Raw genomic sequence first — 23187 nt, forward strand, 5'->3', positions numbered from 1 at the left:
GGCGGACATGGAGGACAGTGTGCTTCCCGCATTGGTGATCGGGCTCGGCGGCACCGGAAGCGCCGCCGCGGCCCACCTGAAGTACCGGCTCGCCACCGAGCAGCGCTGGCAGGACCTGCGACACGATCCGGGCGCGCCCGAGCGGGCGGAGGGGCACGTGCACGACTGGCCCGTCCTGCTGCGCGCCCTCGACGTGGACCGCCGTACCCGCCCCCGGGTGGACGGCATGAGCCTGGACGTGGACACCGAGGACCTCTACCTGGACGGCTCGATCGGTTCGATGATCAACAAGATCCGGCAGGGGCGGGAGGTCGCCGAGCAGTTCTACCCCACGGTGGTGCCGTGGTTCGGTCCGCAGGACGCCCGCCAGATCCGCGACGACGAGGCCCTCTCCTTCCTGGTCGAGGGCGCCGGGCAGATCCGCTCGTTCGGACGGCTGTCGTTCTTCTCCGACGTGCTGGGGGCGACGCCGGTGATGAAGCGGCTGGAGGACGCGCTCGACCAGCTCATCCAGAAAAACGCGGACAGCACGCCGAACATCTACGTGGTGAGTTCGACGGCGGGCGGCACCGGCGCGGGCATCCTGCTCGACGTCCTGGCGTACCTGCAGCAACTGCGCCAAGCGCAGGACGCGAAGTTCTCGGTGACGCTGTTCTGCGTGCTTTCCGGAGCGTTCCGGCGCAGCCTGGAGGGGCCGCAGCGGGCCCGCAGCGAGGCCAACGGCTACGCGCTGCTGCGCGAGCTGGACCGCCTGATGTACGCCGACCGCGCGCATCCGGCGGAGTTCCGCTGGTCGCCGCGGAACCGGCACGAGATGACGGCGGCACCGGTGCAGTACGTCTACCTCGTCGACGGCCGGCGGTCGCGCTCGGCGGGCCGGCAGCTGCCGGCCTTCGACGCGGGGACCGTCTGCCCCGTCGCGGTGGCCGACGCCGTGTACGCGCACCTGCTGCCGACGGTCGGCCCGGCGTTCAGCAGTTACCGGGTCAACGCCAGGCCGTACACCCACGGCTCGTCGGACCTCTACTCCACCTTCGGCGTCTACCTGGTCGAGTACGCCTGGGAGCCGCTGATCCGTGGGCTGGTCAACCGGGTGGCCGCCGACGTGCTGGCCGGGCTGCCCCGCACCTTCACCGACCTCGGGCCGGAGGTCGACCAGTTCCTCGGCGGTGCCACCGACATGCCGGAGGCCGAGGGCGCCCAGCCGCCGCCGGTGCTCCAGGAGCTGGACAGCGACTCGGCCAGGGAGGGGCTGTTGACCCCCACCTCGACCTGGTTGACGACGGCCGGCGGCGGCCCCCGCCTGCCGGAGCTGCCCAACCTGCACCTGCCGTTCGAGGACATCGGGGCGATGCGCACCGAGCACCGGGGCCAGGTGGTCGTCGACGCGACCCAGGAGACGGTGCGGTTGTTCTGGGGTGAGGAGAACGTCCCGCTCACGCTGAGGACGCAGCAGCAGTGGCACCCGGTGGCCGATCATCACGCCCGGCGTAGCGATCACCAGTGGGGGCTCGCGCTGCGCGGCGCGGTGGCCCGGATCATGTCCCGCCGCGACGGCGGCCCCCGGGGCGGCCTGGCCTTCCTGGGCCAGGTGCAGCAGCGGCTCGACGTGTTCCGCGACCGGGTGGAGAACGCCCAGCGGGCGGACCCGGGCAGCGCCAAGGCCGTCCGGGACCGCGAGGAGCAGCGGGTACGCGAGGACAAGGGCCTCTTCCGGGGCCGGCACCAACTGACCTACCTGGCGGCCGAGCAGTCCCTGCTGACCGCCCGTCACCAGCAGGACTGCCAGCGCCGGACGCTGCTGATGCTGGAGCGGATGACGCAGACCGTGGCGCTGGTCCGCAAGGAGACGCAGGCCTGGGCCGACGCGGTGGACGACGCGGGCCGCGTCGTGCGCCTCGCCATGGAGGACGTCCAGAAGGAACGGCGGCAGGCCGAGCGATTCCCGTTGCGGCGGGTCCTGCCCCCGGTGGACGACCGCGACACCGAGGAGTGGCTCTACGACCGTTCGGTCGGGGCCGCCGACAGCTCCGGCCGGCGGCCCCGCCTCGACGCCGTGGGCGCCGCCCTGACCTGGCGGGTCGCCCTCGTCGGTGAGGTGCCGACGCTGGGCCTCGTCGCGGGGGCCGGCCCGGGGGCCCCGGCCGGTCCGGTCGACGCGGTGGTGGGGGCGCTGCGCGACGCGGCTCGCCCGCTCGTCGCGCCGCTGCGGCAGATGTCGGTCTTCGAACTGCTCGAGCGCCGCGGCGAGGCCGGCGACGAGCTGGGCCGGGAGCTGCTGGACGGCAGTGCCTGGCTGGTCAGCTACGACGACGAGGAGCACCGCCGGCTGGTGAACCTCTCCCGCACCGACGACGACGAGACCCAACAGCAGGTGTACGCCTTCGCCGCCCTGCCCTCGACCGACGCCCCCGGTGCCGGGCTGAGCCGCGAGCTCTGGAAGTTCCTGCGCCAGCAGCGGGTGAACCTCAACGACATCGTGCCCTCGAACGAGGCCGAGGAGCGACCGGCGACCGACAAGATCGTGCTCTTCGCCTCCCGGCACTCGCTTCGGTTGGCGGCCTTCGACGGCTTCAACGACCTGCGCAGGTCGTACGAGGAGCGCCGGGACACCCCGCCGTCGCCGCATGTGATCACCGAGGAGAAGAACGCGGCGGTGCTGGAGGCGCGTTCGGAGGAACTGGTCGGCGAGGGCGTCCTGGCCCGGCCGTTGGGCCGGGTCACCGGCGGGATGCTGCTGTTGTGTCGGGACGCCGACCTGCTGCACGCCGCGGCCGTGGCGCTGGCCAACGAGCGGTTGGCGCCGGTCTTCGCCGAGGACGGCGGCGACCAGGTCCTCGGCTGGCACACCCGCTCGCACCGTGGCGGGCAGAGCCAGCAGGTCGGCGAGGAGGCCCAGCTACGGCTGATCCTGCGCGACCTGGTGACGGGCCGCACGCGGCTTGCCGAGGTCCGTCGGGCGGCGGTCCTGGCGGCGGCCGACGAGGCGGTCCGCGACCTGGACTGGGAGTACGGCACCCGCCGCTTCTACGGTCTGCCCCCGACGTACCGGATCGAGCCGGAGCTGTGGCACCTGCTCACCGTCGCCGCGCACGTCGCGATCGACCGGCGGTCCTGACCGGTCCGGCCCTGACCGGGCGGGGCGGGGCGGTCGACTGATGGTGATCAGGACGCCATGGACGCTACGCGGGCGTTTTAAGGTCCATGGCGTCCTGATCATCATCTGCTCAGGCCGCTGGGGCGCGGCGCAATTCGGGCGGTGACGCAGGCCGTCGGGGTTCGGGAAGTCGCCGTCTCGGGCGGGGAGTCACCGTCTCGGGCGGAAGCCGCGGCCGCCCGCCGCCCGCCGCCCGCCGGGGGGTAAGCGGTGCCGCGCTCCGGGCCGGCGAGGCCGACGGGGAGCGCGGCGGGGAGCGCGTAGGCGCGGCCGCCCGGGGCGGGCCGGTCGATCGGCGGATGCCGCTGCCGTGACCCGTCACACATGCCAACGGGTGGATAGGGCGGGTGCGTGCGCACGCAGCTTGTTACCGTCGCTCGGTCGATCTGCGACATCCGCCAGCTTCACCAGGAGATGTGCTGTGAGTAGTCAACCCGCGGTGTCGAGCAGGATCGACGCCGCCGTACTCAAGATCGCCGGGGTCGTGGTCCTCGGCGCGATCATGTCGATCCTCGACGTCACGGTGGTCAGCGTCGCGCTGCCGACGTTCCAGACGGAGTTCGACGCGTCGTACGCCCGGGTCGCCTGGACGATGACGGCCTACACGCTGGCGCTGGCCACGGTGATCCCGCTGACCGGCTGGGCCGCCGACCGCTTCGGCACCAAGCGGCTCTACATGACGGCGCTGCTGCTGTTCACGCTCGGCTCGGGGCTCTGCGCCACCGCCGACTCGATCGGCCAGCTCATCGCCTACCGGGTGCTGCAGGGCCTCGGTGGCGGCATGCTCATGCCGCTCGGCATGACGATCATGACCAGGGCTGCCGGCCCCGAACGGATCGGCCGGCTGATGGCCGTGCTGGGCATCCCGATGCTGCTCGGCCCGATCGGCGGCCCGATCCTGGGTGGCTGGCTGATCGACGTGGCGAGCTGGCACTGGATCTTCCTGATCAACCTGCCGATCGGTGCCCTCTCGCTGGTCTACGCGCAGTGGGCGCTGCCGAAGGACGCCCCCGAGCCGTCCGAGTCGTTCGACTTCGTCGGGATGCTGATGCTCTCGCCGGGCCTGGCCCTCTTCCTGTACGGGGTGTCGTCGCTGCCCGAGACCGGCACGTTCGCCGACCGGAAGGTGTGGCTGCCGATGCTGGTCGGCGGCCTGCTGGTGATCGCCTTCGTGCTCTACTCGTTCAAGCCGAAGCACCCGCTGCTGGACCTGCGGCTGCTGCGCGACCGCAACCTCACCGTCGCCACCCTGACGCTGGCGGTCTTCACCGTCGCCTTCATGGGCGCCGGTCTGCTCTTCCCGAGCTACTTCCTGCAGGTGCGCGGCGAGTCGACGCTCGACGCCGGCCTGCTGATGGCGCCGCAGGGCATCGGCGCGATGGTCACCATGCCCATCGCCGGCATGCTGGCCGACCGGCTCCCGGTCGGCCGGACGGTGCCGTTCGCGCTGCTGCTGATCGTGGCCGGCTTCTTCGCCTTCACCCAGGTCGGCACCGACACGTCGTACCTGCTGCTCTGCGGTTCGCTCTTCGTGATGGGCCTCGGCATGGGCGGCACGATGATGCCGGTCATGACCTCGGCGCTCAAGACGCTGACGAACCACGAGGTGGCCCGGGGCTCGACGCTGCTGAACATTCTCCAGCAGATCGCCGGCTCGGTGGGCTCGGCGCTGATGTCGGTGATCCTGACCAACAAGCTGAACTCCTCGCCGGTCATCCCGGGGGCGGTCGACCCGAACACCGGTGCCCCGGTCACCGAGGCCGGTCTCGCGATCGCCGTGAAGCAGAACCCGGAGCTGGGTCAGGCGTTCCCGGTCGACCCGGGGATCCTTCAGCGGGGCCTGGACTTCGTGGCGAACTCGTTCGCCTCCACGTTCTGGGTGGGCTTCCTGCTGATGCTGCTGACCTTCGTCCCGGTGTTCTTCCTGCCGCGCCGTCGTCAGAAGTCCCACCTGCTCGACGACCAGCGCAGTGACGAGCCGGTCGCCCCGGTGCTGATCCACTGACGGCGTCCGAGTTCCGGGGCGCGGGTGGTGACGGGCGGCCCGGTGGCGGCATGAGGGGGCGGGCCATGCGGGCGCAGTCGGGTACGCGACGTCGGCGGTGGGCGGCGGCGGGGGCGATCACGGTCGTCCTCGGCGTCGCCACCCCGACCCCCGGCCCCGCGCTCGCCGGCCCGCCCGCCGCCTCCCCACCGGGCCAGGGCGCGGAGCCCGCATCGGGCCAGGGCGTCGGGCCCGCATCGGGCCAGGGCACCGAGCCCGCATCGGGCCAGGGCACCGGGCCCGCTTCGGGCCGGGGTGCCGGGTCTGCGGCCGTCGCGCCCGCGTCCGTCTGCCGGATCCGCGACGCCCGGCTCAACGAGATCTCCGGGCTGGTCGCCACGGAGGACGGGTACGTCGTGGTCAACGACGGGGCCGACGAGGCGTCCCGTCGCCGGATCTTCTTCCTCGACGCCGACTGCGCGGTGGTCCGCGCGGTGCGCTACCCGTCGCGCCCCCGCGACACCGAGGACCTGGGCGTCGGCGCGGACGGCACGGTCTGGGTCGCCGACACCGGCGACAACGACCGCTCCCGCGACACCGTCGCCCTGTGGCGACTCGCCCCCGGGGCGACCCGCCCGGTGCTGCACCGCCTGGCGTACCCCGACGGGCCGCACGACGCGGAGGCGCTGCTGGTCCCCGGCGACGGGCCGCCGGTGATCGTGACCAAGCAGGGCGGCGTGGCGGGGCTGTACCGGCCGACCGGGCCGCTGCGGCCCGGCGCGACGGTGCCGCTGGCCCGGGTGGGGCAGTTGCGACTGCCCGCCACCGGGACCCGCAACCCGTTCTTCTTCGTCGGCCGGGGCCTGGTCACCGGCGGCGCGACCGCCCCGGACGGCCGCCGGGTGGCGCTGCGAAGCTACGCCGACGCGTTCGAGTACGACGTCCCCGGCGGCGACGTGGTCGCGGCCCTGACCACCGGCACGCCCCGGGTCGTGGCGCTGCCCGACGAGCCCCAGGGCGAGTCGATCACCTATAGCCGCGACGGCCGCTCCCTGCTCACCGTCTCCGAGACCGCGAACGAGCCGCCGGGCACCCTGCCGGTCATCCTGCGCTACGCCCTGGCTCCGGGGCCGCCCACCGCCACACCCAGCCGGCGGCCCGACCCAGCGCCGGCCACCTCCCGCCCCGAGCCCAGCGACCGCGCCGCCGACGACACCGTCGACCGGGCGGCGCCGGGCACCGGCAGCCCCGACGCCGACCGCGCCGGCCCGGTCACCCTGGCCGTGGGCGCGGCGGGGGTGCTGCTGGGCCTGGTCGCCCTCGGGCTGCTGCTGCGCCGGAGCGGACGAGCACCGGGCCGACCCTGACCGCCAGGCCGTGACGCTGCTCCTCGTCAGGGCGTGACGATCCTGATGCCACGTCAGGGCGTGACGATCCTGATGCCCGGCGGCGTCGGGCCGTCCATGGCGGCCAGCGCGGCCGGCGCGGCGGCCAGGGGCAGGCGCTCGGTGACCAGGTCGCCGGGGCGCAACCGGCCGGACTCCACCAGGGCCAGCAGGTCGCCGTACGCGTGGGCCGCCATCCCGTGACTGCCCACGATCTCCAACTCGTACGCCACCACCCGGTCCATCGGCACGCTCACCCGCGCCGGGAGCAGCCCCACCTGCACGTGCCGGCCCCGGCGGCGCAGCCCCTCGACCGACGCGGTCAGCGTCGCCTGGCTGCCCAGGGCGTCGATCGACACGTGCGCCCCGCCGCCGGTCACGGCGGGGACGTCCACCGCCGCCGTCGCCGCGGCCAGCGTGACCGCCGCGCCGAAGCGCGCCGCCAGGGCCAGCGCCTCCGGTCGGACGTCGACGGCCACGACCCGGGCCCCGGCGGCGGCGGCGATCATGACGGCGGAGAGCCCGACGCCGCCGCAGCCGTGCACGACGACCCACTCCCCGGCGCGCACCCGCCCCTGGGCCAGCACCGCCCGGAACGCGGTGGCGAAGCGGCAGCCGAGCGCCGCGGCGGTGGGGAAGTCCACGGTGTCCGGCAGGCGGACCAGGTTGACCTGGGCGTGGTGCACGACGACCAGGTCGGCGAAGGACCCCCAGTGGGTGAACCCCGGTTGCCGCTGCCGGTGACAGACCTGGTGGTCCCCGGCGAGGCAGGCGGGGCAGGTGCCGCAGGCGCAGACGAACGGGGCGGTCACCCGGTCGCCCACGGCCCAGCCGGTGACCCCCGTGCCGAGCGCCGCGACCACCCCGGCGAACTCGTGGCCGGGCACGTGCGGCAGCCGGATGTCCGGGTCGTGCCCCCGCCAGCCGTGCCAGTCGCTGCGGCACACCCCGGTCGCCTCGACGGCGACCACCACCCCGCCGGGCGGAGCCACCGGGTCGGGCACCTGTCGTACCTCGGGCATCGTGCCGAACGTCTCGTAGACCACCGCGCGCATGCCACCAGCATGCCCCGTCATCGCGTCGCCGCCCCGGCCGTGCCCGCCCGCTCGGTCGGGACCGGCTCCGGCGCGGCGGCCGACGAGCCGTACGGGCCGGCGGGGAATGCGGTTGCGGCCCTCGGTGCCCTGTGACACCGTCGAGTGCGCCGACCGCCGGGATCCGAGAGGTGCGAACGTGGGCCATCCCACCGACGTCCCGACCACGACCGACCGTGCGTCCACCCCCGCCGAGCCGCCCGCCGGGCGGGCACCGGCCGAGGTGGCCCGGCCGGCCGTGTCGTCGCCACTGATCCGCTATCTGCTCTCGGCCTGCCTGGTGCGATGCGCCCAGGGTGGCGCCACCGTCGGGCTGGTGGCCCTGACCATCAGCTCCGGCGAGCGCGGGGGCGCCGCCCTCGCCGGGATGCTCGCCGCGCTGCTCACCGCCCCGAACATCGCCGGGCCGTGGCTGGCGCGGTGGCTGGACTCCGCCCGCGACGGCCGACTCGTCCTGGCCGGATCGTTCACCGTCTTCGGCGTCGGCCTGGCCGCCGGGGCGCTGCTGCTCGGCCGCGCGCCCGTGCTCGGTGTCGCGGCCCTGATCGCCCTGGCCGGCCTCGCCGGGCCGCTGATGACGGGCGGGCTGAGCAGCCGGCTGACCGGTGTGGTCGGCGAGGCCCCGGCCCGGCAACGGCGGGCCGAGGGCTGGGACTCGGCCACCTACGGGCTGGCCGGCATCGTCGGCCCCGCCCTCGTGGCGGCGATGGGCGCCCTCACCGGCCCGCTGTATCCCGTGCTGGCGCTGGCCGGCACGGCCCTGCTGGGCGCGGCGCTGGTGCTGTCGATGCCGGCGCGAGCGATGAGCACCGGGGAACCGGCCGCCGCGTTCGGCGTCGCCGCGGCGCTGCGGCTGCTGGTCACCGTCGACCCGTTGCGCCGGGTGCTGGTGGCCACCGCGCTGACCTCGGTGAGCGCGGGCGGCATCATGGTCGTCGCCGTGGTGTTCGGCACCGAGCTGACCGGCCACCGCAGCTCCGGCCCGGCGCTCGCCGTGGCGTACGGCGTGGGCAGCCTCTGCGGGTCGGTCGCCGTGGCGCTGCTGCCGCTGCGCGGCGAGCCGGAGCGCCTCGCCATCGGGCTCGTCGCCGCCAACGCCATGGCGGTCGGGTCGTGTGCCGCAGCACCGAACTACCCGTTGGCCCTCGCGGCCTTCGGGCTTGCCGGCGTCAGCAGCGCGATCCTCTTCACGGCCACCCTCGCCGTCCGGTCGCGCTACTCGCCACCGGGTGCCCGCGCGCAGGTCTTCGTCTGCATGGCGGGAGTCAAGATGGTCGCCGCGTCCGTGGGCACCGCGTTGGCGGGCACCCTGGTCGGGGTCGGCCCCCGGTTCGCGATGCTGGTCGGGGCGGCGGTCACCGCCGTGGCGGTGGCCGTGGCGCTGGTCGACCGCCGCCTCACCCGCCGCCGTGCCGGGTCGCCGGTGGGTGGTCCGGTCGGCTGAGCCCGGCGGGCGCGGCCGGCGAGCCCGGTGGGTGGCCCGGTCGGCTGAGCCCGGCGCGCGGCCGGCGAGCCCGGTGGGCGTCAGTTGCCGGCGGTGCGTGGCCGGTGGTGGCCGGTCAGCCGGAACCCGACGCCACGGACCGCGACGACGGTGACGCCGCTGTCGAGCCGGTCGAGCTTGCGCCGCAGCCGCTTCACCAGCGACTGCACGTCGGACGTGGCCTGGCGTTTCTCGTCGCGCCACACCGACCGGTGCAGCTCGGCGTAGCTCCAGACCCGGACCGGCTCGGTGGTCAGGCAGACCAGCAGGTCCTGTTCGAGCCGGGTGAGCGGGACCTCCCGGTCGGAGCAGCGGGCCGTGCACCGGACCGAGTCGATGTGCAGGACGTCCTGTCCCGTCGTCACGGGCGTGGGCGGGGGCGCGGGCGGCAGCGCGGCCGGCGGCTCACCGCGCGGGGGCGGGGAGACCCCGATCAGCCTGCGTAGCTCGTCGAAGTCGGCCACCAGCAGCAGCGGCGCGACGCCGTCGAGGCGTTCGGCCAGCCGGATCCGTTCGGCCGGTGACGGTGTCACCGCGATCACCAGTGGGAACGGGGTCGCGACGTCGTCGACCTCGTCCGGCACCACGCTCTGGTCGTCCTCGTTCACCGCACCCGCCCCGAAGCGATCGGCAATTTCTGCCAGACTCTGTCATGGCCCTGACAGTATTTGTCAGCCCTGTCGGCAAACGGTCAGCTCTTGGTGACAGTTTGCTCACGTCCGGTGCTTGCTCGGTCATCTTTGTCGATCATAGTGTCCACACAGGCGTCGGCGTGACCCGCGCGGCGCCTGGGGGCCTGGGGGGTTCGTTCCATCCGGTGTGGGATCCAGACGGGGGCTGGGTCGGCTGCACCTTCTCCACGGCTCGACCATTCGCGGGTCGTTCTTTTGGAGGCATCACAGATGCTGAGACGTCCACAATCCAGTCGCCTGGCAAGGCGGCTGGTGAGCGTCGGTGCGGCGATCGCACTCGTCGCGACGGGCCTCGCGACCACCGGTTCCGGCGCGCTGGCCGCGCCGGGCGGTGCGACCGGGGCCGCGGACAAGATCCGCCCGGAGCTGATGAACCAGCTCCAGGCCAAGAGCGAGAGCGACTTCTGGATCCGCTTCACCGCAAAGGCGGACCTGGGCAAGGCCAGCGCGATCAAGGACTGGAACAAGCGGGGCACGGCGGTGGCGGAAGCCCTGCGCAAGACCGCCGCCGACAGCCAGGCCAAGATCCGGGCCGAGCTCGACGGCACCGGCGCGAAGTACCAGACCTTCTGGGCGACCAACGCCATCAAGGTCAGCAGCGGCTCCCTGGCGATGGCGCAGAACTTCGCCGCGCACTCCGAGGTGCAGGGCATCTACGCCCCGACCGCCTACGAGCCGCCGAAGGTCACCAAGGAGGACGCCGCGAAGACGGCGAACGCCTTGGAGTGGGGCATCGCGAACATCAACGCCGACGACGTCTGGTCCGAGTACAACGTCACCGGCCAGGGCATCACCGTGGCGAACATCGACACCGGTGTCCAGTTCGACCACCCGGCGCTGGTCGGGTCGTACCGGGGCAACAACGGTGACGGCACCTTCGACCACAACTACAACTGGTTCGACGCCGCGGGGGAGTGCGCCACCGCCCCCTGCGACAACGACGGCCACGGCACCCACACGATGGGCACGATGGCCGGCGGTGTCGGCGCGAACCAGATCGGCGTCGCACCCGGCGTCAAGTGGATCGCGGCGAACGGCTGCTGCCCCAGCGACGAGGCGCTGGTCACCTCCGGTGAATGGATGCTCGAGCCCACCGACCTCAACGGTGCGAACCCGGACGCCAGCAAGCGGCCCAACATCATCAACAACTCGTGGGGCACCACCCTGCCGTCGAACGACCCGTTCATGGAGGACGTGACGCTGGCCTGGGCCGCGTCGGGCATCTTCGGGACCTGGTCCAACGGCAACAAGGGCTCCGCCTGCGCGACCAGCGGCTCGCCCGGCAGCCGGACGAGCAACTACTCGACCGGCGCGTACGACTCCACCAACACCATCGCCTCCTTCTCCTCCCGGGGCGCCGGCCAGGACGGCGAGATCAAGCCCAACATCTCGGCGCCCGGCGTGAACGTCCGCTCCAGCCTTCCCGGCGGCGCGTACGGCAGCTACAGCGGCACCTCGATGGCCGCCCCGCACGTCGCGGGCACCATCGCGCTGCTCTGGTCGGCCGCCCCCTCGCTGGTGGGTGACATCCCCGCCACGCGCGCCCTGCTCGACGGCACGGCCATCGACAAGGCCGACGCCCAGTGCGGCGGCACCACCGACGACAACAACGTCTACGGCGAGGGCCGGCTCGACGCGCTCGCGCTGGTCAACGCCGCCCCCATCGGCGAGAGCGGCACCCTGGCCGGCAAGGTCACCGACGCGGCCACCGGGGACCCGATCCCCAACGCCACCGTCGCCGTCACCGGCCCGGCCGACCGCGAGGTGACCACCGCCGCCGACGGCACGTACTCGACGCTGCTGCCGGCCGGCGACTACCAGGTCGCGGTGACCGCGTTCGGCTTCAAGGGCAAGACGGTGCCGGCGACGGTCACCAAGAACGCCACCACGACGCTCGACGTCGCCCTGGCCGCGGTGCCGTCGGTGACGGTCAGCGGTTCGGTGACCGACGGCTCCGGCCACGGCTGGCCCCTCTACGCCAAGGTCAGCGTCGACGGCCTGCCGATCTCCGACTACACCAACCCGGTCAACGGCCGCTTCAGCTTCTCGCTGCCGGCCTCCTCGACCTACCAGGTGAAGGTCGAGTCGCAGTACCCCGGCTACCAGACCGTCACCAAGGACGTCGTGGTCGGCTCGGGCAACACCACGCAGAACATCGCCGTGCCGGTGGACGCCACCAAGTGCGCCACGGCGCCGGGCTACACCAACGGCTCCGACGGGGTCTACGAGACCTTCGACGGTGACGGCGTGCCGGCCGGCTGGTCGGTCGTGGACAACGCCAACAGCGGCCAGGTGTGGAAGTTCACCGACGCGGGCGAGCGGGGCAACCTCACCGGCGGCACCGGCAACTTCGCGATCATCGACAGCGACGACTACGGCAGCGGCGGGCGGCAGGACACCTCGCTGGTCAGCCCCGTCGTCGACCTCTCCGACGTCGCGACCCCGGTGATCCGGTTCAACCAGGACTACAACTGGCTGAACTCCGACCGCGCGGACGTCGACCTCAGCGTCGACGGCGGCACCACCTGGGCCAACGTGCTGCGGCAGGCTGCCGACGTGCGCGGGCCCCGGGCGACCGAGGTCCCGATCCCGCAGGCCGCGGGCAAGTCGGAGGTCCAGGTGCGGTTCCACTACTACGAGGCCTCGTGGGAGTGGTGGTGGCAGGTCGACAACGTGCTGATCGGCAGCGAGGTCACCTGCGAGCCGATCAACGGCGGCCTGGTCGTCGGCCACGTCAAGGACAAGAACGACAACGGCTACGTCAACGGGGCCACCGTCACCAGCAACGACAAGCCGGGGACGACCGCGACCACCGTGGCGACCCCGGACGACACCGAGCTGCCCGACGGCTTCTTCTGGCTCTTCTCCCAGCAGACCGGCAAGCACAAGTTCACCGCGCGGGCAGCCGGTTACGTCAACCAGACCAAGCAGGTCGACGTCCAGACCGACTGGGCCACCGCCGTGACCTTCCAGCTCGCGGCCGGCAAGCTGTCGGTGAAGCCGGCCGCGGTCAACGCCACGGTCCGGATGCCCAGCGGCAAGGCGACCAAGTCCTTCACGGTGACCAACACCGGCGGCGCCCCCGTCGAGGTCGAATTCAGTGAGCAGGACAACGGCTTCGTGCTGCAGCGGGCCAACGGCTCGCGGCTGACCGAGGCGCAGCTCCTGGCCGCCCCGGGCGCGCCGGCGCAGCGGCTCACCGTCGCGACGTCGTTCGCCGCTCGGGCGACCGGCAAGGCGACCACGGGCGCCACCGCCCCGATCGGCCCGCAGGCCGAGCCCTGGACGACCATCGCCGCGCACCCCACGGTCGTCATGGACAACCGGGTCGTGAACCTCAACGGCAAGGTGTACTCGATCGCCGGCGGCAACGGCACCGCGTCGACGGCGAAGGTCAACGTCTACGACCCGATCGCCCAGACCTGGACGGCGGCCAAGGACCTTCCCGGTGCGCGCAACGCCGTGACGGCGGGCGTCGTCGGCGGGAAGATCATCGTGTCCGGCGGCTGGGGTGCGGCCGGGCCCGACAAGGCCACCTGGTCGTACGACCCGGAGGCCAACACCTGGACGGCGCTGGCGGACAACCCGGCGCCGCGCGCCGCGGCCGGCCAGGCGGTCGTCGACGGCAAGCTGTACGCCGTGGGCGGCTGCACGACGGCCAGCTGCACGCCGATGTCGAACGACGTGGTGCGCTACGACCCGGCGGCCGACGCCTGGCAGACGCTGCCCGACTACCCCAAGTCGGTGGCGTTCGTCTCCTGCGGCGGGATCGACGGCGTGGTCTACTGCACCGGCGGCAACGACGGTTCGGTGGCCCAGAAGTCCAGCTACGCCTTCGACCCGGAGGACAACGCCTGGACCGCCATCGCCGACGCGCCCACCGACAACTGGGCCAGCTCGTTCGCCGTGGCCAACGGCAAGCTGCTGGTCGTCGGCGGGTCGCAGGGCGGTGCCATCACCAACGCCGGCTTCGCCTACGACCCGGCCGCCGACGCGTGGTCGAGCCTGCCCAACGCCAACGCCCCCCGGTACCGTGGTGGCGCGGCGTGCGGCTTCTACAAGGTCGGCGGCTCGTCGGGTGGCTTCACCGCCACCGCCGACAGCGAGGCCCTGCCGGGCTTCGAGGAGTGCTCCGCATCCGCCGCGGACGTCAGCTGGATGACGATCGACAAGACGTCGGCCACCCTGGCGCCGGGCGAGCAGGTCACGGTCAACGTGGCGGTCTCCGCCTCCGTCGACCAGCCGGGCACCTACTCCGGCGCGGTCGTGATCAAGGAGAACACCCCGTACACGGTGCCGCCGGTGCCGGTGACGATGATCGCTCAGCCCCCCACGACCTGGGGCAAGCTGATGGGCACCGTCACCGGGACGAGCTGCCAGGGGGCCAAGGCGCCGATCGCCGGCGCGGTGGTCCAGGTGGACTCGTGGGCGTCGTCGCTGACGTTCGCCACCGACGCGAAGGGCCAGTACGCCTACTGGCTGGACCGGCGGAACAACCCGCTGTCGCTGATCGTCGCCAAGGACGGCTGGAAGCCGCAGACCCGCCAGACGAAGGTCAACGCGAGCACGCCCACGGTGGAGGACTTCGCCCTCTCGCCGATCCGCTGTTGATCGCAGCCTGACGGCACAGCTCCGGCCCGCCCGGTCATTCGACCGGGCGGGCCGGAGCCCGTTGCGCCCCCGGGCAAGACACCGACAGCGGTCGATCGACTTTCCGCAGTGGACGGAATCCTCCGATGAGGACGGCGTCGACGGTCCACGCATCGGTCGGCCGTGTCGCGGAAACCCCGGACGCCTCGGCTACGCTGACCGGAAATTAGTGACAGTCGAGGAGCTTTTCGTGTCAGAAACCGGCGACGTCGGGTTCCAGGGCGGTGGACGGGGTGGGCGCCTGGACACCTCGGTGGCGCACAACGCCCGGGTCTGGAACTACTGGCTCGGTGGCAAGGACAACTTCGAGCCGGACCGCCGCGTCGGCGACCACATCCGCACGATGTTCCCGGTCATCGAGGCCGTCGCCCGCGCCGACCGACGCTTCCTCGTCCGCGCGGTGCGGCACCTGGTCGCCGAGCAGGGCGTACGCCAGTTCCTCGACATCGGCACGGGCCTGCCGAGCGCCGACAACACCCACCAGGTCGCGCAGGGCGTCGCCCCCGAGGCCCGGATCGTCTACGTCGACAACGACCCGATGGTGCTCGTGCACGCCCGCGCCCTGCTGACCAGCTCCGTGCAGGGGGCCACCGACTACATCGAGGCCGACATCCACGACCCGGCGCCGATCCTGGCCGCCGCCGCCCGGACCCTGGATTTCGACCGGCCGGTGGCCGTGATGATGCTGGGGATCCTCAATTTCGTGCAGGACACCGACGAGGCCGTGGCGATAGTGCGCCGGCTGATGGACGCGATGGCGCCGGGCAGCTTCCTGGCGCTCACCCACCCCACCGTCGAGCTGGGCGGCGAGGCGAACGTGCCGGCCATGAAGTTCTGGAACGAGAACGCCAGCCCGCCGCTGCGCGCCCGCACCGGGGCGGAGATCGCCCGCTTCGTCGACGGCCTGGAGCTGATCGACCCCGGGCTGGTCTCGTGCTCCCGGTGGCGGGCGACCGACGAGCAGGAGCCGGTGAGCGTCCCGCAGTACGGCTGCGTGGCCCGCAAGCCCTGACGCCCTGCGTGGCGGCACGGCCTAGATGCGTACGGCCTCGGATGTCGGTGCCGCGTCGTACGGTGGCAGGCATGGCGACGGCGGCGGAGGAGATCACGGTCGGGGAGCGGGTCGTGCGCGTCTCCCACCCCGACAAGCCCTACTTCCCCCAGCGCGGCCTGACCAAGCTGGACGTGGTGCGCTACTTCCTGGCCGTGGGCGACGGCGTCCTGCGGGCGCTGCGCGACCGCCCCACGATGCTGGAGCGCTGGCCGAAGGGCGTCTTCGAGGGGGCGCGCGTCGGCACCCGGCAGGACAATCGGGGCGACGCGTTCTACCAGAAGCGGCTGCCGGCCGGCGCGCCCGACTGGGTCCGCACCGCGCACCTGACCTTCCCCAGCGGGCGCACGGCCGACGAGATCGCGCCGACGGAGCTGGCCGTGGTGGCCTGGGCGGCCAACCTGGGCACCCTGCGGTTCCACCCGTGGCCGGTCACCGCCGCCGACGTGGAGCACCCCGACCAGCTGCGCATCGACCTCGACCCGCTGCCCGGGGTCGGCTTCGACCAGGTGGTGCCGGTCGCCCACGAGGTGCGGGCGTTCCTCACCGAGCTGGGCCTGACGGGTTACCCGAAGACCACCGGCGGGCGCGGCCTGCACGTCTACGTCTCGATCGAGCCGAGGTGGAGCTTCGCCGACTGCCGGCGGGCGGTGCTGGCGCTGGGGTGCGAGCTGCAACGCCGGCTGCCGGAGCTGGTCACCACCACCTGGTGGCGCGAGCAGCGCGACCGCCCGGTCTTCGTCGACTACAACCAGATGTCGCGCGACCACACGATGGCCTCGGCGTACTCGATCCGGCCCACCCCCGCCGCCCTGGTCTCCGCGCCGCTGGACTGGTCGGAGCTGGACGACGCCCGGCCGGAGGACTTCGACGTGGTCGGCATGCCGGCCCGTTTCGCCGAGCGCGGCGACCCGCACGCCGGCCTCGACGACCGCCGGTTCTCCCTGGCGCCGCTGCTGGAGCTGGCCGACCGCGAGGGCCTGGCGGCCCCGCCGGAGCGCTGACCCGGCCCATAGCCTCACTGCCAGGGGCTCTGCGCGCCGTCGAACTCCTCGAAGACCAGCCAGGTCCGGGTGGAGAGCACCCCGGCGATGCTCTGCACCCGCGCCAGCACCACCTCGCGCAGGGTGGCGTTGTCCGGGGCCCGGACCAGGGCGAGGACGTCGTGCTCGCCGCCGAGCAGCGCCGCGTGCTCGATGTAGCGCACCCGCGCCAGCTCCGCCGACACCTCCCGCCAGGTGTTCTGCTCGATGGTCAGCGCGACGTACGCCGAGGTGCCCAGCCCCGCCGGCTCCGGGGCCACCTGGGCCCGGAAGCCGGTGATCACGCCGTCGCGCAGCAGCCGCTGCACCCGCGCGTACGCGTTCGTCCGGGAGACGTGCACCCGTTCGGCGAGGGTACGCATCGAGAGCCGGCCGTCGTGGGTCAGCGCGTCGAGGATGCGCCGGTCGACCTCGTCCAGTGGCCCGGCCGAACGTCCCGAACCGCCCGCCCCGCCCGGCTCCGGATTGGCCTCCTGGCTCACGCCCGCCCCTTCCCGCTGCCGTTCGTCCCGCGTTCACGGCGAATGTTGAGTCAATCATCCAACAGCAGGAGCATAGGGCCACCACACGTCCAGGAGGTCCCGCCGTGACGACCACACCCCAGGCGGTCCGCAGGGCATCCCCGCGTACCCGCCCGACGGCCAAGAAGCCCGCCACGGCCCGCGACCAGGCCGCGCCCGACCCGTCCGCCGCCCTGCTGCCGCAGGCCGAGCCGGTGCGGCTGCTCGACCCCGACGGCACCCTGCGCCCGGCGCACCCCGACTACGCCGTGCCGCCCGTCGAGGCGCTGCGCGAGCTGCACCGCCGGATGGTGATCGGTCGCCGCTTCGACGCCCAGGCGACCGCCCTGACCAAGCAGGGTCGCCTCGCCGTCTACCCGTCGTCGCGGGGTCAGGAGGCCTGCCAGGTCGGCGCGGTGCTCGCCGTGCGCGACACCGACTGGGTCTTCCCCACCTACCGCGAGTCGATGGCGCTGGTCAGCCGGGGCATCGACGCGATCGAGGTGCTCACCCTGCTGCGCGGCAACCAGCACTGCGGGTACGACCCGGTGGCGCGGCACACCGCCCCGCAGTGCACCCCGCTGGCCACCCAGTGCGTGCACGCCGCCGGCCTCGCCTACGGCGAGGCCCACCAGGGGCGCGACACCGTGGCGCTGGCCTTCATCGGCGACGGCGCCACCAGCGAGGGCGACTTCCACGAGGGGGTCAACTTCGCCGCCGTCTTCAAGGCTCCCGTCGTCTTCTTCGTGCAGAACAACAAGTACGCCATCAGCGTCCCGCTGTCGCGGCAGACCGCCGCGCCGTCGCTGGCGTACAAGGGGATCGGTTACGGGGTGCCCAGCGAGCAGGTCGACGGCAACGACCCCGTCGCCGTGCTGGCCGTGCTGACCCGCGCGGTCGCGCACGCCCGCGCCGGTCACGGCCCGTTCCTGGTCGAGGCGCACACCTACCGGATGGAGGCGCACACCAACGCCGACGACGCCACCCGCTACCGCGACGGCGCCGAGGTCGACAGCTGGCGCGACCGGGACCCGATCGCCCGGCTGGAGACGTACCTGCGCGCCCAGGGCGCCCTCGACGACGCCGCCGTGGCCGCCGTGGCCGAGCAGGCCGAGGCGTACGCGGCCGACCTGCGCGGGCGGATGAACGTCGACCCGGCACTCGACCCGCTCGGCCTCTTCGACCACGTCTACGCCGAGCCGACCCCGCAGTTGGTCGAGCAGCGCGACATGGTCCGCGCCGAGCTGGCCGCCGCCGACGAGGAGGACGGGCGCTGATGGCGACCACCACCATGGCCAAGGCGCTCAACGCCGCGCTCGCCGCCGCGCTCGCCGACGACGAGCGGGTGCTGGTCTTCGGGGAGGACGTCGGCAAGCTCGGGGGCGTCTTCCGGATCACCGACGGGTTGCAGGCCCGCTTCGGCGACAAGCGCTGCTTCGACACCCCGCTGGCCGAGGCCGGCATCGTCGGCTTCGCCGTCGGGCTGGCCATGTCCGGGCTGCGCCCGGTCGTGGAGATGCAGTTCGACGCGTTCGCGTACCCGGCGTTCGAGCAGATCGCCTCGCACGTGGCGAAGCTGCGCAACCGCACCCGGGGGGCGCTGAGCGTGCCCATGGTCATCCGGATCCCGTACGCGGGCGGCATCGGCGGGGTGGAGCACCACTGCGACTCCTCCGAGGCGTACTACGCCCACACCCCCGGGCTGAAGGTGGTCACCCCGGCGACGGTCGACGACGCGTACTCGCTGCTGCGCGAGGCCATCGCCGACCCCGACCCGGTGGTCTTCATGGAGCCGAAGAAGCTCTACTTCTCCAGCGCCGAGGCCGCGCTGCCCACCCGCACCGAGCCGTTCGGCCGGGCGGTCGTGCGCCGCCCCGGCCGCGACGCCACCCTCATCGCGTACGGGCCGGCGGTGCCGGTCGCCCTGGAGGCCGCCGAGGCCGCCCGCGAGGAGGGCTGGGACCTGGAGGTGGTCGACGTGCGCACCATCGTTCCGCTCGACGACGCCACCATCGCCGCCTCCGTGCGCAGGACCGGCCGCTGCGTGGTCATCTCCGAGGCGCAGGGCTTCGCCGGGGTCGGCGCGGAGATCGCCGCCCGGGTGCAGGAGCGCTGCTTCCACGCCCTGCACGCCCCGGTGCTGCGGGTCAGCGGGCTGGACATCCCGTACCCGGCGCCGATGCTGGAGCACACCCACCTGCCCGGGGTGGACCGGGTGCTCGACACGGTCGCCCGGCTCCAGTGGGACGACCGTCCCGACCCGCGCTGGCTGCCCCAGGGCAGCGCGGCATGAGCGGGCGGGCCAGCATGAGCGTGGAGCGTACCCAGGTCTTCCTCCTGCCGGATCTGGGCGAAGGGTTGAGCGAGGCGGAGATCGTCGAGTGGCGGGTCGCCGTCGGCGACACCGTCACCGTGGACCAGACCGTCGTGGAGGTCGAGACCGCCAAGGCGGTCGTGGACGTGCCCTGCCCGTACGCCGGTCGGGTCGTCGCCCTGCACGGCGCGGCCGGTGAGACGCGCCCGGTCGGCCAGCCGCTGATCACCATCGCGCCGGCCGAGGGGGCGGGCGGCGACGAGCCCGCCGGGCACGCCACCTACCGGGAGGAGGAGCGCGCCGGCAGCGGCAACGTCCTCATCGGGTACGGCACCGGGCACGGCGCACCGGGCCGGCGGCGTCGCCGGTCCCGCCTGGCGGTCGCCCCCGAGCCGCCGACGGGCGCGCCGACACCGGCCGAGCCCTCCACTGCGGCCGTGACCCCGGCCGAGTCGCGCCCCGGGCCGGCGCTGGTGATCTCGCCGATCGTCCGGCGGCTGGCCCGCGAGCACGGCATCGACCCGGCCACCCTGCGCGGCACCGGTCCGGGCGGCGTGGTCCGCCGCGCCGACGTCGAGGCGGCCGTCGCCACCCCGGCCGTCGCCACCCCGGCCGTCGCTGCCCCGGCCCGCCGACTCGTCCCGGTGCCCGGTCGGCCCGAGCCCGCCCCGACCGCCGGGCCGACCGGCGACGACGACGTGATCATTCCGCTCACCGGCATCCGGAAGGTGATCGCCGACAAGCTCTCCCGCAGCCGGCGGGAGATCCCCGAGGTGACCATCTGGGTCGACGCGGACGCCACCGCCCTGCTGGAGACCCGGCGGGCGATCAACGCCGCGACGCCGGACCGGCCCGTGAGCGTCCTGGCCCTGCTGGCCCGGATCTGCCTCAGCGGACTGCGCCGGTTTCCGCAGCTCAACGCGCGTGTCGACAGCGAAGGTCAGCGGATCGTCCAGTCTCGCGGGGTGCACCTGGGCATCGCCGCGCAGACCGACCGGGGCCTGGTCGTCCCGGTGCTGCGCGACGCTCAACACCTGACCACCCGGGAACTGGCCGAGGCGCTCACCGAGACCACCGCCGCGGCGCGGGCCGGCACCCTGCCCCCGGCCCGCCTCACGGGCGGCACCTTCACCCTGAACAACTACGGGGTGTTCGGCGTCGACGGCTCCACGCCGATCATCAACCACCCGGAGGCGGCGCTGCTCGGGGTGGGGCGGATCGTGGACAAGCCGTGGGTGGTCGACGGGCAACTGGCCGTGCGTAAGGTCACCCAGCTCAGCCTCACCTTCGACCACCGGGTCTGCGACGGCGGGGTGGCCGGTGGGTTCCTGCGGCACGTGGCGGACTGCGTGGAGCAGCCCGCCCTGCTGGTGGCGCACGTCTGACCGGTCCGCGCCCTCTTCGGGTGCGCTTCTTGTCGTCAGGGCGACAAGAAGCGCACCCGAAGCCAAGGATCGGCGGCGCCGGGCCCGACTACGTGTGACTCGGCGGAATGGGTATCGGGCCCTGCCGAGGTAGGACAGCCCGACAATTCCGCCAATCGTCGCTCGGGGAATTATCGGGCTCGCTGTGGTTGAACTGCTCCGCGGTGTCACAGCCGTGCCGGGGAAGCGTTGACGGCCCGGTGCGATTGGGGCCGAAGGATTCGGGAACAGCGGTGTCGCATTCCGTTTTCCGACGCGTCGGTAGGGAAGTCAGGCCGACGGGAGAAAGGGAACCACAGCCGCCGGCGTACCGGTGGTGTCCGGTCGGGTCGTTCGACCCGTAGGTCACCCGATCGCCGGACGCGGCGCCGAGGGGTCGGGGGGTCGGGGGGTCGGGGGGTCGGGGGGCGGCTCAGTATGCCGCATATCGCGCATGTCTTCGCTGGAAAAGACACCATGTGCCGCACACGGCCGCCCGCCGCGATCGTCTTCGGGGTAGCCGCCCCCGCCGTCCGCCGGCCCTGCCGCGCTGCCGCTCCGGTGGCCCGCCGTCCGCCGTCCGCCGTTCGTCTGAAAGGAGAGCGCGATGCCGTTCCAGGGACTGCCCGTCGCCGTACGGGACCGCCGTCCCGCCGTCGCCGGAGCGCCACTGCACTGTGACGCCACCGAGTACGGGCTGCGTGGCGACGGGGTGACCAACGACCAGCCCGCGCTGGCCGCGCTGGTGGACCGCCTGGGCGACGGGTACGCCGCCGACGGCCGGGCCCGGGTGATCTACTGCCCGCCCGGCATCTACTCCATCCGGGACGCGGGCACCGTGTGGCGCAGCGGGGTGTCGCTGATCGGGGCCGGGCCGGGCGCTACCCGATTTCTGCTGAGCAACGAGGGTAACCGCGCCGATCCGACGCCGCTGGCCTTCTGGACCACGTTGCAGCACGGCGCCGACCGGGACCGGCACATCGCCGACTGTTCCTTCGCCGACTTCGAGATCGACGGCTCCGCCGTGGCCACGGTCGAGTACAACTACCTGGCCAAGGGGCTGGGCCTGCAGTACGTGGTGCGCGGGACCTTCCGCAACCTCTACATCCACCACACCGCCGCGACGGGCCTGGGCTGCGACTTCCTCCAGGACAGCCTGATCGAGGGGGTGGTGGTGGTCGGCTGCGGCCGGCAGGACAACGGTGAGGAGATGGGCGGTGCCGGGATCGGCGTCGGCATCGGGGGCTGGGGCCCGGTGGAACGGCTCACCATCGCCAACTGCACCACCCTCGCCAACGGCACCAACGGCATCTTCCTCGAGCTGCAGAAGCCGTACTGGACGCCGCCGCGCGGCTACCGGATCACCGGCTGCCACAGCCAGGGCAACCGGTTCGGCATCTCCGACTGGGGCGCCGACGGGCTGATCGTCTCGGCCTGCACCATGATCGACAACCTGGAGGCCGGTTTCGACGTCTCCGCCAAGGGGACGTCCGGTGTCGCAGGTCGGGGCGGTCTGCTCACCGACAGCGTCATCGACGGCAACATCCGCGACGGCATCAGCATGGGCAACACCCCCGGGCCGTACACGATCCGGGGCAACCGGATCAGCGGCAACGGCGCGCACGGCTACCACGAGCACGACCTGGGCAGCGGTTACCGGGGGACGGCCAGGGACGTGGTGATCGAGAGCAACGACGTCTGGGGCAACGGCCTGGACGGCATCCGCATCGACCGTCCGATGACCGACGCGGTGCTGCTCAACAACCGGATCCGCAACAACGGCCAGCAGTGCGCCGTCGAGCACCAGGGGGGCGGGGAGGCCGTCCGTTACACCAACCGGTCGGTGGTCGACCGGACGGCGCAGTGGCCGCACGATGGGCACCGGGGCAAGGTGCTCCGGGCGGGTGACCGGGTGGCGGTGGTCGCCGGCAACGACGAGAAGGAGATCACCCTCGCTCCGCTGCGTCCCGACGCCTTCACCGGCTGGAGCGGTGACACCCCCCTGCCGGGGACGGCGTACGAGCTGCCGGCGACGCGCGGCTGCCGGGCCGGAATCACGATCAACGCGGCGTTCGACTCCGCCACAATCCGGGGCAACCGGATCTGGGACAACCACGAGCAACGGACGCAGACCCACGGACTGTGGATCACCGAGCGGGGTAGCTGCGTCGACTGCCGGGTGGAGGAGAACGACCTGGCCGGCAACGCGCTGGCCGCCACCCGGCTGGACACCCCGCCCGTGGGCGGCCGATGGGACCGCAATCACGGTGACCAGGAATGGAACTCCTGAGCGGGCGCAGGGCGGGGCGTACAGGTCGTCCGGGGTGCGCCGGCGCAACGGTGACATCGGGTTCTGCCGGGGTGCCGGGAACGGTTTCGCCGCAGTGTCGCCGAAACTGCCGGACCATGTTTTGCGGCAATTCCCGGGAAT

General features: G+C 73.1%; 14 protein-coding genes. 11 read left to right on the forward strand and 3 right to left on the reverse strand.

Annotated features, from left to right (window positions below; translation table 11 throughout):
* Nucleotides 1-7 precede the first annotated feature (7 nt).
* The 3 genes from ACLQ2V_RS15505 to ACLQ2V_RS15515 all read left to right on the forward strand — a co-directional run bounded on the left by ACLQ2V_RS15505 (nt 8) and on the right by ACLQ2V_RS15515 (nt 6508).
* Nucleotides 8-3118 carry a tubulin-like doman-containing protein gene (locus tag ACLQ2V_RS15505; RefSeq protein ID WP_425719166.1) on the forward strand — a complete coding sequence of 1037 codons (3111 nt, stop codon included), beginning with the start codon at nt 8-10 and terminating at the stop codon, nt 3116-3118.
* Nucleotides 3119-3578: 460 nt separating this feature from the next.
* Nucleotides 3579-5162, forward strand: a complete 1584-nt coding sequence (locus ACLQ2V_RS15510; protein WP_425719167.1) for a DHA2 family efflux MFS transporter permease subunit — start codon at nt 3579-3581, stop codon at nt 5160-5162.
* 65 nt (nt 5163-5227) lie between these two features.
* Nucleotides 5228-6508 (forward strand): hypothetical protein, encoded by a 1281-nt coding sequence (locus ACLQ2V_RS15515; protein WP_425719168.1) that lies wholly within the window; start codon nt 5228-5230, stop codon nt 6506-6508.
* A gap of 53 nt (nt 6509-6561) precedes the next feature.
* Here the strand turns inward: ACLQ2V_RS15515 and ACLQ2V_RS15520 are convergent, their stop codons facing one another.
* Nucleotides 6562-7581, reverse strand: coding sequence for an alcohol dehydrogenase catalytic domain-containing protein (locus tag ACLQ2V_RS15520; protein ID WP_425719169.1), 1020 nt, complete (start codon nt 7579-7581; stop codon nt 6562-6564).
* Between the two features lie 178 nt (nt 7582-7759).
* Here ACLQ2V_RS15520 and ACLQ2V_RS15525 point away from each other — a divergent pair, with 178 nt between their 5' ends.
* Nucleotides 7760-9064, forward strand: a complete 1305-nt coding sequence (locus ACLQ2V_RS15525) for an MFS transporter (RefSeq protein WP_425719170.1) — start codon at nt 7760-7762, stop codon at nt 9062-9064.
* Nucleotides 9065-9144: 80 nt separating this feature from the next.
* Here ACLQ2V_RS15525 and ACLQ2V_RS15530 read toward each other — a convergent pair whose 3' ends face one another.
* Nucleotides 9145-9711: a helix-turn-helix domain-containing protein gene (locus ACLQ2V_RS15530; RefSeq protein WP_425719171.1), complete on the reverse strand. Its 567-nt coding sequence runs from the start codon at nt 9709-9711 to the stop codon at nt 9145-9147.
* Nucleotides 9712-10047: 336 nt separating this feature from the next.
* On the opposite strand from ACLQ2V_RS15530, the gene ACLQ2V_RS15535 reads away from it, so the two are divergent.
* From ACLQ2V_RS15535 to ACLQ2V_RS15545, 3 genes are all read left to right on the forward strand, one after another.
* Nucleotides 10048-14406 (forward strand): S8 family serine peptidase, encoded by a 4359-nt coding sequence (locus ACLQ2V_RS15535; protein ID WP_425719172.1) that lies wholly within the window; start codon nt 10048-10050, stop codon nt 14404-14406.
* 229 nt (nt 14407-14635) lie between these two features.
* Nucleotides 14636-15457: an SAM-dependent methyltransferase gene (locus ACLQ2V_RS15540; protein WP_425719173.1), complete on the forward strand. Its 822-nt coding sequence runs from the start codon at nt 14636-14638 to the stop codon at nt 15455-15457.
* Between the two features lie 71 nt (nt 15458-15528).
* Nucleotides 15529-16500 carry a DNA polymerase domain-containing protein gene (locus ACLQ2V_RS15545; RefSeq protein ID WP_425719174.1) on the forward strand — a complete coding sequence of 324 codons (972 nt, stop codon included), beginning with the start codon at nt 15529-15531 and terminating at the stop codon, nt 16498-16500.
* A 14-nt stretch (nt 16501-16514) separates the two neighbouring features.
* Here the strand turns inward: ACLQ2V_RS15545 and ACLQ2V_RS15550 are convergent, their stop codons facing one another.
* Complete coding sequence (locus ACLQ2V_RS15550; protein WP_425719175.1) at nt 16515-17021, reverse strand: Lrp/AsnC family transcriptional regulator; 507 nt, start codon at nt 17019-17021, stop codon at nt 16515-16517.
* 104 nt (nt 17022-17125) lie between these two features.
* Between ACLQ2V_RS15550 and pdhA the strand changes: the two genes are divergently transcribed.
* The 4 genes from pdhA to ACLQ2V_RS15570 all read left to right on the forward strand — a co-directional run bounded on the left by pdhA (nt 17126) and on the right by ACLQ2V_RS15570 (nt 23046).
* On the forward strand, nt 17126-18316 hold the full coding sequence (gene pdhA, locus ACLQ2V_RS15555) for a pyruvate dehydrogenase (acetyl-transferring) E1 component subunit alpha (protein WP_425719176.1): 1191 nt from the start codon (nt 17126-17128) through the stop codon (nt 18314-18316).
* Nucleotides 18316-19332 (forward strand): alpha-ketoacid dehydrogenase subunit beta, encoded by a 1017-nt coding sequence (locus ACLQ2V_RS15560; protein WP_425719177.1) that lies wholly within the window; start codon nt 18316-18318, stop codon nt 19330-19332. Before pdhA ends, ACLQ2V_RS15560 begins: the two co-directional genes overlap by 1 nt.
* A 14-nt stretch (nt 19333-19346) precedes the next feature.
* Nucleotides 19347-20738 (forward strand): dihydrolipoamide acetyltransferase family protein, encoded by a 1392-nt coding sequence (locus tag ACLQ2V_RS15565; RefSeq protein WP_425719178.1) that lies wholly within the window; start codon nt 19347-19349, stop codon nt 20736-20738.
* Between the two features lie 625 nt (nt 20739-21363).
* A complete protein-coding gene (locus tag ACLQ2V_RS15570; protein ID WP_425719179.1) occupies nt 21364-23046 on the forward strand; it encodes a right-handed parallel beta-helix repeat-containing protein in 1683 nt (560 codons plus the stop codon).
* Nucleotides 23047-23187 lie beyond the last annotated feature (141 nt).

Origin of the sequence: Micromonospora sp. DT233 (assembly GCF_049841815.1) — a bacterium.
Classification (GTDB): domain Bacteria; phylum Actinomycetota; class Actinomycetes; order Mycobacteriales; family Micromonosporaceae; genus Micromonospora.

Coding starts and splice junctions, on each gene's coding strand:
- ACLQ2V_RS15505 (WP_425719166.1), top strand. CDS start 8: ATGGAGGACAGTGTGCTTCCCGCATTGGTGATCGGGCTCGGCGGCACC.
- ACLQ2V_RS15515 (WP_425719168.1), top strand. CDS start 5,228: ATGCGGGCGCAGTCGGGTACGCGACGTCGGCGGTGGGCGGCGGCGGGG.
- ACLQ2V_RS15520 (WP_425719169.1), bottom strand. CDS start 7,581: ATGCGCGCGGTGGTCTACGAGACGTTCGGCACGATGCCCGAGGTACGA.
- ACLQ2V_RS15545 (WP_425719174.1), top strand. CDS start 15,529: ATGGCGACGGCGGCGGAGGAGATCACGGTCGGGGAGCGGGTCGTGCGC.
- ACLQ2V_RS15560 (WP_425719177.1), top strand. CDS start 18,316: ATGGCGACCACCACCATGGCCAAGGCGCTCAACGCCGCGCTCGCCGCC.
- ACLQ2V_RS15565 (WP_425719178.1), top strand. CDS start 19,347: ATGAGCGTGGAGCGTACCCAGGTCTTCCTCCTGCCGGATCTGGGCGAA.
- ACLQ2V_RS15570 (WP_425719179.1), top strand. CDS start 21,364: ATGCCGTTCCAGGGACTGCCCGTCGCCGTACGGGACCGCCGTCCCGCC.